General features: G+C 66.5%; 15 protein-coding genes. 9 read left to right on the top strand and 6 right to left on the bottom strand.

From position 1 onward, the window contains the following. The first annotated feature begins 35 nt into the window (after nt 1–35). Nucleotides 36–656, top strand: coding sequence for a TetR/AcrR family transcriptional regulator (locus KV110_RS34165; RefSeq protein WP_218471272.1), 621 nt, complete (start codon nt 36–38; stop codon nt 654–656). A gap of 193 nt (nt 657–849) precedes the next feature. Further along, on the top strand, nt 850–2,127 hold the full coding sequence (locus tag KV110_RS34160) for an alkane 1-monooxygenase (protein WP_218471271.1): 1,278 nt from the start codon (nt 850–852) through the stop codon (nt 2,125–2,127). Nucleotides 2,128–2,145: 18 nt separating this feature from the next. Here the strand turns inward: KV110_RS34160 and KV110_RS34155 are convergent, their stop codons facing one another. Continuing rightward, nucleotides 2,146–3,192: a glycerophosphodiester phosphodiesterase gene (locus tag KV110_RS34155; protein WP_218471270.1), complete on the bottom strand. Its 1,047-nt coding sequence runs from the start codon at nt 3,190–3,192 to the stop codon at nt 2,146–2,148. A 100-nt stretch (nt 3,193–3,292) separates the two neighbouring features. On the opposite strand from KV110_RS34155, the gene ahcY reads away from it, so the two are divergent. The 5 genes from ahcY (at nt 3,293) to lpqB (ending at nt 10,108) form a co-directional block, all read left to right on the top strand. Next, nucleotides 3,293–4,777 (top strand): adenosylhomocysteinase, encoded by a 1,485-nt coding sequence (ahcY, locus tag KV110_RS34150; RefSeq protein ID WP_218471269.1) that lies wholly within the window; start codon nt 3,293–3,295, stop codon nt 4,775–4,777. 90 nt (nt 4,778–4,867) lie between these two features. Continuing rightward, nucleotides 4,868–5,515: a dTMP kinase gene (locus KV110_RS34145; protein ID WP_218471268.1), complete on the top strand. Its 648-nt coding sequence runs from the start codon at nt 4,868–4,870 to the stop codon at nt 5,513–5,515. Nucleotides 5,516–5,593: 78 nt separating this feature from the next. After that, nucleotides 5,594–6,271 (top strand): MtrAB system response regulator MtrA, encoded by a 678-nt coding sequence (gene mtrA / locus KV110_RS34140; RefSeq protein WP_378733553.1) that lies wholly within the window; start codon nt 5,594–5,596, stop codon nt 6,269–6,271. Between the two features lie 64 nt (nt 6,272–6,335). Next, nucleotides 6,336–8,195 (top strand): MtrAB system histidine kinase MtrB, encoded by a 1,860-nt coding sequence (mtrB, locus tag KV110_RS34135; protein ID WP_218471267.1) that lies wholly within the window; start codon nt 6,336–6,338, stop codon nt 8,193–8,195. Nucleotides 8,196–8,287: 92 nt separating this feature from the next. After that, nucleotides 8,288–10,108 (top strand): MtrAB system accessory lipoprotein LpqB, encoded by a 1,821-nt coding sequence (lpqB, locus tag KV110_RS34130; RefSeq protein ID WP_218471266.1) that lies wholly within the window; start codon nt 8,288–8,290, stop codon nt 10,106–10,108. A gap of 11 nt (nt 10,109–10,119) precedes the next feature. On the opposite strand, the gene KV110_RS34125 is transcribed toward lpqB, so the two are convergent. After that, nucleotides 10,120–10,338: a hypothetical protein gene (locus KV110_RS34125; RefSeq protein WP_218471265.1), complete on the bottom strand. Its 219-nt coding sequence runs from the start codon at nt 10,336–10,338 to the stop codon at nt 10,120–10,122. Between the two features lie 215 nt (nt 10,339–10,553). On the opposite strand from KV110_RS34125, the gene KV110_RS34120 reads away from it, so the two are divergent. Both KV110_RS34120 and hpf read left to right on the top strand, forming a co-directional pair. Next, nucleotides 10,554–11,198 (top strand): ComF family protein, encoded by a 645-nt coding sequence (locus tag KV110_RS34120; protein WP_218471264.1) that lies wholly within the window; start codon nt 10,554–10,556, stop codon nt 11,196–11,198. A 182-nt stretch (nt 11,199–11,380) separates the two neighbouring features. After that, nucleotides 11,381–12,136, top strand: a complete 756-nt coding sequence (hpf, locus tag KV110_RS34115; RefSeq protein ID WP_393537859.1) for a ribosome hibernation-promoting factor, HPF/YfiA family — start codon at nt 11,381–11,383, stop codon at nt 12,134–12,136. A gap of 74 nt (nt 12,137–12,210) precedes the next feature. Here the strand turns inward: hpf and KV110_RS34110 are convergent, their stop codons facing one another. From KV110_RS34110 to KV110_RS34095, 4 genes are read right to left on the bottom strand one after another with little or no spacing between them, the layout of a single operon-like run. Continuing rightward, nucleotides 12,211–12,354 carry a hypothetical protein gene (locus KV110_RS34110; protein WP_218471263.1) on the bottom strand — a complete coding sequence of 48 codons (144 nt, stop codon included), beginning with the start codon at nt 12,352–12,354 and terminating at the stop codon, nt 12,211–12,213. Further along, complete coding sequence (locus tag KV110_RS34105) at nt 12,351–12,875, bottom strand: zinc-dependent metalloprotease (RefSeq protein WP_218471262.1); 525 nt, start codon at nt 12,873–12,875, stop codon at nt 12,351–12,353. The genes KV110_RS34110 and KV110_RS34105 overlap by 4 nt, the downstream gene beginning before the upstream one ends. 49 nt (nt 12,876–12,924) lie before the next feature. Further along, nucleotides 12,925–13,362 carry a hypothetical protein gene (locus tag KV110_RS34100; RefSeq protein ID WP_218471261.1) on the bottom strand — a complete coding sequence of 146 codons (438 nt, stop codon included), beginning with the start codon at nt 13,360–13,362 and terminating at the stop codon, nt 12,925–12,927. Between the two features lie 10 nt (nt 13,363–13,372). Beyond that, nucleotides 13,373–14,080 carry a helix-turn-helix domain-containing protein gene (locus KV110_RS34095; protein ID WP_218471260.1) on the bottom strand — a complete coding sequence of 236 codons (708 nt, stop codon included), beginning with the start codon at nt 14,078–14,080 and terminating at the stop codon, nt 13,373–13,375. Nucleotides 14,081–14,343: the final 263 nt, after the last annotated feature.

The raw sequence follows: 14,343 nt of genomic DNA, 5'->3' as shown, positions 1-14,343 counted from the left end.
TGACTGCGGGAACCGCCCGTGACAGTGTCGCGGGTATGCCGCGCACCGGAACCCGTATCCCCTATCAGGAAGCGGCGCGGGAACTCCTGCGTGCGTCCGTCCTCGATGCCATGCGCGAACTACTCACCGAGCGGGATTGGTCCAAGATCACCCTCGGCGACGTGGCGGCCAAGGCGGGCGTCAGCAGGCAGACCCTCTATAACGAGTTCGGTTCCCGCAGCGGGCTGGCGCAGGCGTACGCGCTGCGCCTGGCCGACGATCTGGTCGATCACGTCGACGCGGCCATCACCGGCAATGTCGGTGATGTCCGCGCGGCGTTCCGCGAGGGGATGACCAATTTCTTTGTCGACGCCGCCGCCGACCCGCTGGTGCAGTCACTGCTCGCCGGCGAGGTGAAGCTGGACCTGTTGCGGCTCATCACCCTTGATGCGGGGCCGTTGCTCGACCATGCCACCGGGCGGCTGTCACTGGCTTTCCAGCACAGTTGGGTGGCGGCCACGGCGGCCGAATCCGATGTCATCGCGCACGCGCTGGTGCGCATCGCGCTGAGCTACATTCCCACGCCGCCGGGTCCAGGACGGGATGCGCCGGGCGAGTTGAGCCAGTTGCTGAGCCCGTATGTCGAGGCGATCCTGGCGGCCCGAATCGAGCCCTGATCGGACTCCGAAGAACCGCAGTCCGTTTGCGCGAAGTAAGCCGCACCTTCAGACACATGTGAGCCCACTTAAAAAAGTATGGCCCTAGATGTAACCCTCATCACGTTTCAACCGCCAAGGTCTGCGAAACAGTCGTACAGTCTGGAACTATTCTCGTACATCGGAGTTAGGGTTTCTATTTAGCGGGGCAAACGTGCAAACGGTTGGCAAACCGGCGGTATCTTCTGATCCCAAACGACACTTATGGGTTTTCGGCCTGATCGCTCCACTGAGCGCACTCCTGCCCTCGCAACTCGTGTTGCAGACGGGCGCAAGGGTGTTCTGGTGGATCGGTCCAATCATCGTGCTGATCGTCATCCCAGTGCTGGACTGGGTTGTCGGCGAGGACGGCACCAACCCGCGCGATGAGGATTATGAGTTGCTATCCAACGACCGGTATTACCGGTGGTGCACCTATCTGTTCCTTCCTGTTCAACTGATCGGCCTGCTCATCGCCTGCTACATGTGGGCGGGGCACGAGCTGAGCACCCTCGACAAACTCGGCCTGGCCGCGACGCTCGGCTTCGTCAGCGGCATCGGCATCAACGCCGCGCACGAGCTCGGGCACCGGGTCGAACACGCGGAGCGCTGGCTGGCCAAAGTCGCACTGGCGCAGTCGTTTTACGGTCACTTCTTCGTCGAGCACAATCGAGGCCACCACGTGCGAGTGGCGACCCCGGAGGATCCGGCCAGCGGGCGGCTCGGCGAGACGCTGTGGGAGTTCTTGCCGCGCAGTGTGTTCGGCAGCTTCCGGTCGGCGATCGCGCTGGAGCGGGAGCGTCTGCAGCGCAAGGGCCTGCGCTGGTGGAGCGTGCAGAACCACATCCTGCAGGCATGGTCGATGAGCGTGCTGCTGTTCGGCACGATGATCGCGATATTCGGCTGGACGGTGCTCCCGTGGCTGATATTGCAAGCGGTGATCGGCGCTTCGCTGCTGGAGACGGTGAACTACATCGAGCACTACGGGTTGCTGCGGGCTCGCCGCCCGAACGGGAAGTACGCGCGCTGCTCGCCGCGGGACAGCTGGAACAGTGACCGGCTGGTCACCAACATCTTCCTGTTCCATCTGCAGCGGCACAGCGACCATCACGCCAATCCGGGACGCCGGTACCAGACGCTGCGCAGCTCGATGCAGGCGCCGCAATTGCCTGCCGGGTACGCGACGATGATTCTGTTCGCCGCCGTTCCGCCGCTGTGGCGGGCGATCATGGATCACCGGGTGCTCGAGCATTACGACGGGGATGTCACCCGCGCGAATATCCATCCGCGCAAGCGGCGCCGTCTGTTGGAGATGTACGGCACCGTCGCCACACTGGCTGGCACCCAGTCCAATTCGGCCCAGTCGAAGTCAGGCCCGTCGAGTTCGGCCCAGTCGAATTCCGCGGAGTCGCATTTGGCGGAGCCCGACGTGCCGGAGTCGGGCGCGGCGTAGTCACCGGTCCACCCCGGCTCAGCGGTGGTATGCAGGAGGCAGGGGTAACCCCTTCTCCTGCAACACCTCTCGCATGCGGTCGGGGTAGTCGGTGATCACGCCGTCCACGCCCGTGTCGAGTTGCGCGGCGATGGTGGCCTTGTCGTTCACCGTCCACGGGATCACCCGCAGATCGAGCTGATGGGCGCGCTCCACATAGGTCTTGTCCGCTACCACGCCGAAGCCGGGTTCGCCCGCCTTCCGGCCGTAGGGGACCGAGTAGCCCGGTGAGACGGCGTTGGCGCCGAGCGCCTTCGCCGCCCCGAGCGGATCGCCCGCGAAGTCCTCGTAGCGGATCGGGCCGAGCCACTTGGATCCCGCGACGAAGGTGGTGTCGTCGTACAGCGCCACCAACGGGATCGACGGATTCGCCTTGCGCACCAGCGGAAGTGAACGCCAGTCGAAGCTCTGGATGTCGACATTGCCGGTCTCGCCCGCCGCGGCGACCGTGCTGAGGATGACGTCGACGAATTCCTGTGGTGTCGCGGACTGCTCGGGGTGCTCCGCTTCCACCTTCGTTTCGATGTTGTAGCGAAGGTTGGCGCCCCGGTAGGACTTGACCAGGTCGAACAGCGCGGGCAGCGTGGCGATCCGGTTGCCGGGCACCGCCTGCTGGCCGGGGTAGTCGGCGAGGGTCCGCCCGCAGTCCAGCGTCTGGGTCTGTACGTAGGTGAGGTCGTGTATCAGCTTGCCCACATAGGGGAATTGCGGATCGTCCGGTGTCGCGGGTGCGGTGTCCACACATTTGGTCGCGAGGATGGTGGGGTCGTGCCAGATCATCGGCATCTTGTCTTTGGTGAGCACGATATCGAGCTCCAGCGTGCTGACACCGAGTTCGATCGCCTTGGCGAAACCGGGCAGCGATTCCTCGACGGTGAGACCGCGTCCGCCGCGGTGCGCCTGCAGTTCCACCGTGCGGGACGGGCTGGTCGGTGACGATTCCGAGCTGCTGTCGCACGCGGTGCTCAGGCCGAGGACGAGCAGACCGGCGACGGTGGTGCTGGCTAGTAGGCGGAGGTTCGGCATCGCGCCAAGCTAGCAAGGGTGAGTACGGTGTACCCACCCGCCGCGCCAGCGACTAACCTTGCGTGTTGGTACCGACTTCCAGGAGAGGCAGATAGCGGCTATGACGACCTCAGAACTTCCCGCGCAAACCGCCATGACGGCCGATGTCCGCAATGGCATCGACTTCAAGGTGGCAGATCTGGCGCTGGCCGAATTCGGCCGCAAGGAGATCCGGCTGGCCGAGCACGAGATGCCCGGCCTGATGGCGCTGCGCCGCGAGTACGCCGAGGTGCTGCCGCTGAAAGGCGCGCGCATCTCCGGCTCGCTGCACATGACCGTGCAGACCGCCGTGCTGATCGAGACCTTGGTGGCGCTGGGCGCGCAGGTGCGCTGGGCCTCGTGCAACATCTTCTCCACCCAGGACCACGCGGCGGCCGCCATCGTCGTCGGGCCGAACGGCACCGTCGACGAGCCGAAGGGCGTCCCGGTCTTCGCTTGGAAGGGCGAAACCCTGGAGGAGTACTGGTGGGCCGCCGAGCAGATGCTCACCTGGCCGAACGAACCTGCCAACATGATCCTGGACGACGGTGGCGACGCCACCATGCTGGTGCTGCGCGGCGCGCAGTTCGAGAAGGCGGGCGTCGTCCCGCCGGAGGACGAGAACCACTCGGCCGAGTACAAGGTGTTCCTGAACCTGCTGCGTGAGCGCTTCGAGACCGACAAGGGCAAGTGGAGCGCCATCGCCGAGTCGGTGCAGGGCGTCACCGAGGAGACCACCACCGGCGTGCTGCGGCTGTACCAGTTCGCCGCCGCGGGTGAGCTGGTGTTCCCGGCGATCAACGTCAACGACTCGGTCACCAAGTCCAAGTTCGACAACAAGTACGGCACCCGCCACTCGTTGATCGACGGCATCAACCGCGGCACCGATGTGCTCATCGGCGGTAAGAAGGTATTGATCTGCGGTTACGGCGATGTCGGCAAGGGCTGTGCGGAATCGCTGGCCGGCCAGGGCGCCCGGGTGCAGGTCACCGAGATCGACCCGATCAACGCGCTGCAGGCGCTGATGGACGGCTACGACGTGGTCACCGTCGAGAAGGCGATCGGCGACGCCGACATCGTGATCACCTCGACCGGCAACAAGGACATCATCACCCTCGACCACATGAAGGCGATGAAGGATCACTCGATCCTCGGCAATATCGGTCACTTCGACAACGAGATCGATATGGCGGCGCTGGAGCGTTCCGGCGCGACCCGGATCAACATCAAGCCGCAGGTCGACGAGTGGACCTTCAAGGAATCCGGCAAGTCGATCATCGTGCTGTCCGAGGGCCGCCTGCTGAACCTGGGCAACGCCACCGGCCACCCGTCGTTCGTCATGTCCAACAGCTTCTCCAACCAGGTGATCGCGCAGATCGAACTGTGGACCAAGCCGGACGAATACGACAACGAGGTCTACCGGCTGCCCAAGCACCTCGACGAGAAGGTCGCCAAGATCCACGTCGAAGCCCTCGGCGGCGAGCTGACCAAGCTCACCAAGGATCAGGCCGAGTACATCGGTGTGGATGTCGACGGCCCGTTCAAGCCGGAGCACTACCGCTACTGACCGCTACCGACCGAAGGCGGCCTTCCTCCTGCGACAAGGGGTGAAGGCCGCCTTCGGTCGATCAACTCCGCCGCAGGTAGCCTGCTCGGCATGGGCGTGTTGATTGCGGTGGAGGGAGTCGACGGCGCGGGGAAGCGCACGTTGATCGATGGCGTCGCCGCGGACCTGCGGGGGCGCGGGATTCGACTGACGACGCTGGCCTTTCCGCGCTACGACCGCTCGGTGCACGCGGATCTGGCGGCCGAGGCGCTGCGCGGTGCGCACGGCGATCTCGCTGCGTCGGTCAACGCGATGGCGCTGATGTTCGCGCTGGATCGGGCCGGTGCCCGCGACGAGCTGTCGAAGCTGTTGGCGGACAACGACATCGTGGTGCTCGATCGGTACGTGGCGTCCAACGCCGCGTATTCGGCGGCGCGCCTGGAACAGTCGGCCGACGGCGAAATCGTGCGCTGGGTAGGGGAACTGGAGTTCGGACGGTTCGAATTGCCGGTGCCCGCGCTGCAGATGTTGCTGGACGTGCCGACCGAGGTCGCGGCCGAGCGGGCGCGCAAGCGTGGCGAACTCGACGACCGCCGCGCGCTCGACGCCTACGAACGCGACGGCGGGCTACAGCACCGCACCGGCGCGGTGTACCGTGAGCTGGCCGAACGCGACTGGTACGGCCCCTGGTGGATATACCGATCCGGTGACGATCCAGCTACGGTGACCGCGCGATTCGCTGAATTTATTACTCGATAGGGTTGGATGTGCCGCAGGTTCGCACCAGTGTTGGCGTGGCGGCCCGATCCTGGCTTGGGAGATGACAACATAGTAGTTATGAAGCCGAAGATTCTGGTCGTCGACGACGATATGGCGCTCGCTGAGATGCTCACGATCGTCTTGCGCGGGGAAGGGTTCGACCCGCATGTGGTCGGCGACGGCACACAGGCCCTGGCGGCGGTTCGGGAGATCCGCCCCGATCTGGTGTTGTTGGACCTGATGCTGCCCGGCATGAACGGCATCGATGTATGCCGTGTGTTGCGGGCCGATTCCGGAGTACCGATCGTGATGCTCACGGCGAAGACCGACACGGTCGACGTCGTGCTCGGTCTGGAGTCCGGTGCCGACGATTACATCGTCAAGCCGTTCAAGCCGAAGGAACTCGTGGCCAGAGTGCGGGCTCGCCTGCGCCGCACCGAGGACGAGCCCGCCGAGCTGTTGTCCATCGCCGACATCGTGATCGACGTGCCCGCGCACAAGGTGACTCGTGGTGGCACGCAGATCTCGCTGACGCCGCTCGAGTTCGATCTGCTTGTCGCACTGGCCCGCAAGCCGCGCCAGGTGTTCACCCGCGAGGTCCTGCTCGAACAGGTCTGGGGCTACCGGCATGCCGCCGATACCCGGCTGGTGAACGTGCACGTGCAGCGGCTGCGCGCGAAAGTCGAGAAGGATCCGGAAAATCCGGAGATCGTATTGACCGTCCGCGGCGTCGGCTACAAGGCCGGCCCACCGTGATCCAGCGCGGCCCAGCTACAGCCTTCGGGCGAACGGGGGCATCGACCGCCCGCGAGGCGCAGTCGTGAACGATGGCTCCAGAAGCCACCTGGAGCGGCGGCTGGCAGCGGTGGGGGCACGGTTCACCGAACTCGGTGTAGTGCTGGGCCATCTCTGGCAGCGGTCGTTGCAACTGCGGGTCGCCGTCTCGACGATCACCCTGTCGCTGATCGTGATCACGATTCTCGGTCTGGTACTGACCGATCAGATCACCAACCGAATGCTGGACACCAAGATCAACGCGGCCGTCGAGGAGATGGCCCGCGCCCGCAATGCGGTGCACAGCCAGTTGGTCGGCACCCCCGACGCCGGTACCCAGCTGAACCGCTTGGTCGAGGCGCGCAACGCGCTGTCCAGCGATGGCAGCCCGCAGACCGGTGTCGCGGGCAGTTACGACGTGGCGCTGGTAATGGTGGACAGCGGCCAGCAAGAGGTCGCCGCCGGACCGATTCAGGATGTGCCCGCCGAGCTGCGCAACTTCGTGCGGCGCGGACAGGTCAGCCGCCAGTTCACCACGGTCTCGGACTCGAGCGGGTATCACGGCCCGGCATTGGTCATCGGCAGCCCGAGCATCGAAATACCCACGCTGGAGACCTATCTCATCTTCCCGCTGGCCAGCGAGCAGCGCAGCCTGGACCTGATGCGCGGCACCATGCTGATCGGCGGCATCGTGCTGCTGGTCCTGCTCGCCGCGATCACCGCGCTGGTGACCAGGCAGGTGGTGTTGCCGATCCGGTCGGCCGCGCGGATCGCCGGTCGCTTCGCCGACGGCAGGCTCAAGGAACGCATGCTGGTGCGCGGTGAGGACGATATGGCGCGGCTGGCGCAGGCGTTCAACGAGATGGCCGAGAGCTTGTCCAACCAGATCACCCAGCTGGAGGAATTCGGAAACCTGCAGCGCCGGTTCACTTCCGATGTCAGTCACGAGCTGCGCACCCCGCTGACCACCGTGCGGATGGCGGCGGACCTGATCCACGGCAGCAGCGACGATCTCGATCCGGCGCTGGCCCGCAGTGCGGAGCTGTTGGTCAACGAACTGGACCGCTTCGAGGGACTGCTCAACGACCTGCTCGAGATCAGTCGCCACGACGCCGGTGTGGCCGAGTTGCAGGTCGAATCGCTGGACGTGCGGATGTGCGCGCGGGCGGCGATCTCCACGGTGCGGCACCTGGCCAAGGACGCCGGTGTCGAGGTCGTCATCGATCTGCCCGAGGAGCCGTTGGTCGCCGAGGTCGATCCGCGCCGGGTGGAACGCGTGCTGCGCAATCTGCTTGCCAATGCCATCGATCACAGCGAGGGCAAGCCGGTGCTGATCAGGATGCGCGGCGACGTCGACGCGAACGCGGTCTCGGTGGTCGTGCGCGACCAGTGTGTCGGTCTGCGGCCCGGCGAGGAGAAACTGGTCTTCAACCGGTTCTGGCGGTCGGATCCGTCCCGGATGCGCCGCTCGGGCGGTACCGGTCTCGGTCTGTCGATCAGCGTGGAGGACGCGAATCTGCACGAAGGCAGGCTGGAGGCCTGGGGTGAGGTCGGGGTCGGCGCGAGCTTCCGATTGACGCTGCCGCTGGTGCGCGGCAAGAAGCTCGGCGTGAGCCCGCTACCGCTGGAACCCGTGCGCAGGCAGGCCGCGGTACGGCAGGTCGAGCTCGAGGTCGTGCCGAAGGTGACTGAGCCGGAAGCGGGTTCCGGATCCGGCGACGGTGTGGCGGCGGCCCCCACCGGCAATGGATCGGTGGCGGCGGAGTCGACGCCGATTGTCGCGGACCCGAGGCAAGTAGGCACCGACGCGAGCAAGGCCGACGCGGGCACGGCCGACTCGAAGAAGTCCGACTCGAGCAAGGCAGGCGCGGACGCGTCGAACGAACCCGGGGACGTGCCCTCATGAGGGGGAATCGTCCGCTCGGTGCGCGCCCGGCTCGAGCCATCCGTAGCGCGGCACCGACGACGGTGGCGCCGGCTTCCGGGCGAGGTGGAGTCATGGCAATGCGTACCGGTTCTGCGAAGATGCGGCGGCTGTTCGCGTTCGGCGCGGCGGCCGTTGCGGTGCTCGTCGTGCTCTCCGGCTGTGCGAGCCTGCCGGAATCCTCGGCGCCGCAGGCGCTCGGCACCATCAACCGGGAGCCGACCTCCGAGGGGCCACCGCCGCCGATCGCCGGGCGCGACCCCGACCTGCTGCTGCGCGACTTCATGCTGGCCACCGCCGACCCGACCAACCGGCACCTGGCGGCGCGTCAGTACATGACCCCGTCGGCCGCGGCGCACTGGAACGATGCCGCGGGCATCACGATCGTGGAGAAGCCGGACACGTTGCGCGAGTCGCGATCCGGTGACAAGGCGACCTACCGGGTCCGGGCGCGCAAGGTCGGCGAATTGTCGGCCGACGGCGCCTACCGCGCCACCGCAGATCCGCTCGAGAACAAGATCGAGATGACCAAGGTCAACGGCGAGTGGCGCATCGATGAGCTGCCCGACGGCGTGGTGATGGACTCCATCGCCTTCGGCAAGATGTATCGGCGCTATGTGCTCTACTTCGTCGATCCGACCGGCGGCTCCGTCGTGCCGGACCTGCGCTGGATCTCCGTGCCCAAGGTGCAGCTGACCCAGCGGCTGCTCGCCATGCTCGGCGAGGGCACGCAGCCCGCGCTGGCCCCGGTGCTGCGCAATGAGCTGGCGGCGCCGGTCGCGTTGCGCGGCCCGATCACCAAGGCCAACGGCGACCCGGACGAAGTCGGTGTCGGGCTCGGTGGTGTGAAGATCGATTTCGCCGGTGCGTCGAACTTGAGTCCGCACGACCGCGAGCTACTCGCCGCACAGGTCGTGCTCACCCTCGCGGGCGCCGACATCCTCGGGCCGTACATGCTGCTCGCCGACGGCAAGCCGCTCGACGAGCGATTCGCCAGCAGCGGCTGGTCCGTCGCCGACGTGCAGCAGTTCAGCCCGGCGACCATCGGGCGCAATCAGGTCGGCCTGCACGCGTTGCGCGGCGGTGCGCTGGTGCGGGTGGAGGAGAACAACGGTGTCATCACGCCGACCCCGGGTTACTTCGGCGCCGTGAACAATCTGCTCTCGGCCGCCATGTCGCCGGACGGTCAGTTCGTCGCCGCGGTGGCGGACGCGGGACGGCCCGCGCCCGAACAGCCGCGCACCCTGATGGTCGGCACCTACGGCGGCAACGCTATTCCGGTCGCCGAAGGTGGCACCATCACCCGGCCGTCCTGGAACGTCGACGGCACCGCGGCGTGGGCTGTCATCGATGGCGAGCGGGTGATCCGGGTCGTCAACGACCGGACCACCGGCACCGTTTCGCAGCAGGACGTCGATACGTCGGAGCTCACCAGCGCCGCCTCCGGTTCGGCGTTCCGGCCGCCGATCACCGAGCTGCGGATCTCTCGCACCGGGGTGCGGGCCGCACTGATCGCCGACGGCAAAGTCTATGTGGCGGTTGTCGTTTCGAAGCCGGGCGGCGGGTACGCGCTGACTTCGCCGCTGCCGGTCGGGGTCGACTCGAGTACGGCCGCCGTTTCGGTGTCCTGGTTCGGCAGCGACATGCTGCTCATCGCCCGCGAAGGCAATGTCGACCCGGTCAGCACCGTGTCGTTGGACGGTTCCGGCGGCATCACGCGGACCAGCCGGAACCTGACAGCACCGGTGCGGCAGGTCAGCGCTTCCCCGGAACACCAGTACGCCGCCGATTCCCGTGCGGTGCTGGAGTTGACCAGCAATCCGGACGGCGGCGAACCGTACTGGCGTGAGGTGCCGGGGCTTGGCGCGAACGCCGTACCGGTGCTACCTGGCTGAGGCCTCGTCTACTACTTGCGCACCCAGCCGCCGAACCACGGCAGGTGCTCGAGGTTCTTGATGTACTCGCATTCCACCTTGTAGCCCTCATGGGCCATCGAATTCTCGCAGGCGTACTCGGTCAGGTACGTGACAATCTCGGCGTTCGCGGTCGGCGTGCCGACAACTCCCGTGGCGGCGATTCCGGTGGTCGCGATGGTCGCGGCGATCAACAGCAGTGTTCGAAACATGTGGGTCCCTCCCCATTTATCAAATTCCCCCCGGCTCGGTTTGCGCCGGAGCCATCCGCAGCGTACCTCCGTACCGCAGCCGCGTAAATGGTTCTCTCGCAAGAAGAATCAGTCGCGCCGGGTCGCACACGGCCGTGCCGGGACGGCCCAGCGGGGGTACGGTGGCGTTCGAAGGCAGGCCCGCTCCTGTCGGTGGGTCGGCGCACACTCGGGCGATGCGGACCTTGCTGGATCTGATCCTGCCCGCCTCGTGCGCGGGGTGCCGGGCGCCGGGTGTCGGCTGGTGCGCCGACTGTGCGGCGGCACTCGCGGGTCCGCCAGTGCGGGTATGGCCGCGGACGGATCCCGGGGTGCCGTGCTGGGCGCTCGGGCCTTACGCGGGGCCGGGACGGCGGGCGGTGTTGGCGGCCAAGGAGACTGGCCGCCGGGATGTGGCGGAGCCGCTCGGTGCGGCGTTGGCGGGCGGACTCGCGCGACTGCGGGCGGGGGATCTGCCGTTGGTGCTCGTGCCCGCGCCGAGCCGGACGGTGGCTGCCCGGCGACGCGGCGGTGATCCGGTGCTGCGCGCGGCGCGGGTAGCCGCGAGTTGGCTGCCCGATAGCCAAATGATATCCATGCTGCGGGTGTGGTGGGGTGCGCGTGATTCGGTGGGCTTGACACCCCGGGAGCGGGCGGACAATTTGGCTGGTCGGATCACGACGATACCCGGTTCGGCGGCGTTGTGGGAGATCGCGGAAAACGCCGAGGTAGTGCTGGTCGACGACGTGCTGACAACCGGTGCGACGGCCCGCGAGTCGGTGCGCGCGCTGGCGCGGATCGGAGTACGGACACGCGCCGTATTGGTTACCTGTGCTGCTTGACTCCGGGAAATTTGCGTGAACACTGGCGTACTCCCTGATGTCGTACTACCGTCGCGATCACACACCCGAACCGGGAGTTTGGAGGTGGCGCCTCGGACATCATGTGCCGAGAGATCGTCGATCGGCACGGCTCAATCCCGCCGCACGCACATCGTCTGTGCGGCCATATTCGGGAGGTACGCGTGACGACTTCTTCACGACCTTCAGTGCAAGACGCTGATCCTTCGGTGCTGGATGACCGCACCATGGACGTGACCGAACAATCCACTGCGGACCGAACCAGGACGCCCCGTGCGGACGTCGTGGTGAAAGGTCGCAATGTCGAAGTTCCGGATCACTTTCGGATTTATGTCGCGGAGAAACTCTCCCGGCTCGAACGCTTCGACCCGTCGATCTTCATCTTCGATGTCGAGTTGTTCCACGAGCGAAATCGTCGGCAGCGCAAGAGCTGTCAGCGCGTCGAGATCACCGCGCGCGGCAAGGGCCCGATCGTCCGGGCCGAGGCATGCGCCGACAGTTTCTACGCCGCGTTCGAGTCGGTGACGGCGAAGCTGGAAAGCCGCCTGCGCCGGACCAAGGATCGCCGCAAGGTGCACTACGGGGACAAGACCCCGCTGTCGGTCGCCCAGGCGACCGCCGATCTGGTGGACGACTCGCTGTTCGCGCAGCCGAACGGATCCGGTACCGCGCACGACCACCCCGACGGTGACAGTCGCCGCCGCCCCGACGAGATGGCGGAGGACGCGGAATACGCGGGACCCGGTCATATCGTCCGCACCAAGGTGCACACCGCCACCCCGATGTCCGTCGACGACGCCCTCTATCAGATGGAACTCGTCGGCCACGACTTCTTCCTCTTCCAAGACCGAGAGACCGACCGACCGTCGGTCGTCTACCGTCGGCACGCCTTCGACTACGGCCTCATCCGGCTCGCATAGCAGGTGCCGTTCGCCCGCCGCTCCGGGTGTTCAGCGCACCAGTTGAATGCCCGGAGGCCGGTCCGTGGCGGAAATCAATTGTCGGACAATCCGTTCCGTGCAGCCATTTCCCGGTTGAGCAGTCGATCGATGGTGTTGCGGTGCAGCGCTATCCGGCGCACCAGCGCGATGAACGCGATCACCGGGCCCGCGATCAGCGGCGGGATCGGCGAGGTCACCGACGACGGTCGCGGAAGAACGTCCGGTGCAGTAGCGAGTCGCGGCGGGGCGGGCGCATGGCGTGCAGCATGACCATGTCGGCGAAGGTCTCGGCGTCGCGTTCGCGGGTGGTGCCGTAGTCGGTGCGGCCGAGGACATGGGCGATGGATTCCGGCGAAATCGACGGCAGCAGCTCGGCGACCGCCGCCACGGTGGGCGTGGTCGGCGCGGACTGGTCGTCGGTCGGCTGCTCCGGGCCGTGACCGAGCAGCATGTGGCCCAGCTCGTGCACGATGATGTGCTCGGCATGCCACTCGGTGGTGTCCGCGCCGTAGACGATGACATCGCTGTCCTGCTTGGCGATCCACAAACCGCTGCCCGTGCCGCAGCCGGTCCCGGCGAGCAGCGCGGTGTCGATCGGCAACAGGCTGATGCTGCGGCCTCGATACGCCGCGACGTCGTCGAGGTAGCTCGACAGATCCCACGGGTGCGGTATCGGTACGTCCCGTGTCAGGTGCCGGAAGCGCGCCTGCATGGCCATTCGATCGATCTCCTACAGCAAGCTCAGTGCCCCCATGTAGGCGGAGATGTTACCGACTCGGTGGTGCGGGTCGATCCGTGCTCTCGATGATTCTGGCGAGAATCGACTGATCGACATTGGAACCGCGCAGCGCGATGCTGGAGACGTTGGCGTCCCGCATGGTCGCGAGCAACTCCAGCTCCCGATCGATCGCCGCGGCCGCCGGACCGGTCGTGGTGAGGTAGTCCGCGGCGACACCGAAGCTCTGGGCTATCGCTGCAAGGACATCCGGTTCGACTGTGCTGGAGGCGGTTTCGCCGTCGAACTCGCCGCGGCGTAGTCGCTCGAGGTGGCTCACCGGGATGGACCGGCCCAGGAAATCCCCGGCCTGCTCGGCCACCGTCGCATTGCTGCGTTCGGGGGCGGAGCGGGGATGCACGACCGCGAAGAGTCGATTGATTTTGTGACTCAGCGTGAGCGTCGCGCCGGTCGGCGCTTCGTTTGTCATCTCCGTCACCTCAATGCCCGCCGTTTCGGCTCGCGGTCGTGGCCATGTTGGCAGCCAGCCACCGGGCGCGGAATTGGGCCTCTGTCGCAGCATCCACGTCCTCCGATCGTCCGGCCAACCAGCGCCGGTATCGCCGTTCCTGCAGTTCGTCCGCGTCGCTGGCTTCGGCGGGCACCTCGAGCAGGTGCGCGAACGCCATTTCGACGAGTGGGTGTAGTGACCGACCCGGTCCGCCATTGCGTTCCAGCATCGTGGTGGCGTAGCGGACCGACAGTTTGGCGACCACGCGGTTGAGTTCGTCGATCGCGGCGACCAGTTGGGGATCGTTTGCCCGGCCCTGCTCGACCGCGTCGTTGAACCGGCCGGTGACCGCGAGCAGGCCGGTGAGATCGGCGATTTCGAACCGGATCGAGTCGGGTCCGGCCACCACGGACTCGCCAGGGTGGCGGGCGACCTGCACGGGCTCGTCGGCGGCCGGGGTGCCGCCCGCGTAGGTTCGCGCGGCACTGCCCGGCAGCCAGCGCAACGGCGCGTCGAGTTTGTTCAGCGTGTGCGTGCTGATCGCCGCGTCGCCGTCCTCGATCTTGCGAATCGTCGGTGCCGATGGTCCCCCGAGCTCGCCGATCTGTAACTGCGTGAGTCCGAGCTCGTCCCGGCGTTCCTTGATGATTCGCCCGAATCTCTTCTGGCGCCGCGACAGCTCCGAAGGGCTATGCATAGTGGACCTCAGGGTAGGCGCGAGCAGGATGAAAGGCAAATCGATAGAAAATGTTTGAAAAATCAGTGGAAATATTGTTACTGTTCTGAGGCGCCGAGTCGGACGACATCGGCCTTGCGGAACGTTCCGAGACGAGCAGGGGCGTTCGTCGGGACGGGCGCCTCCGGTCTGTTACGCAACGGCGCGTGGCAGACCGGATTCAGCGGCGGTGGAGGGGATCGCCGCTGCGCACGGCATCACCGTCGGCGAAGGGGGTCGACGGT

The sequence above is a fragment of the Nocardia iowensis genome (assembly GCF_019222765.1).
GTDB lineage: Bacteria > Actinomycetota > Actinomycetes > Mycobacteriales > Mycobacteriaceae > Nocardia > Nocardia iowensis.
The sequence above is the reverse complement of the archived record's forward strand: the minus strand, read 5'-3'. Positions and strand labels throughout refer to the sequence as shown.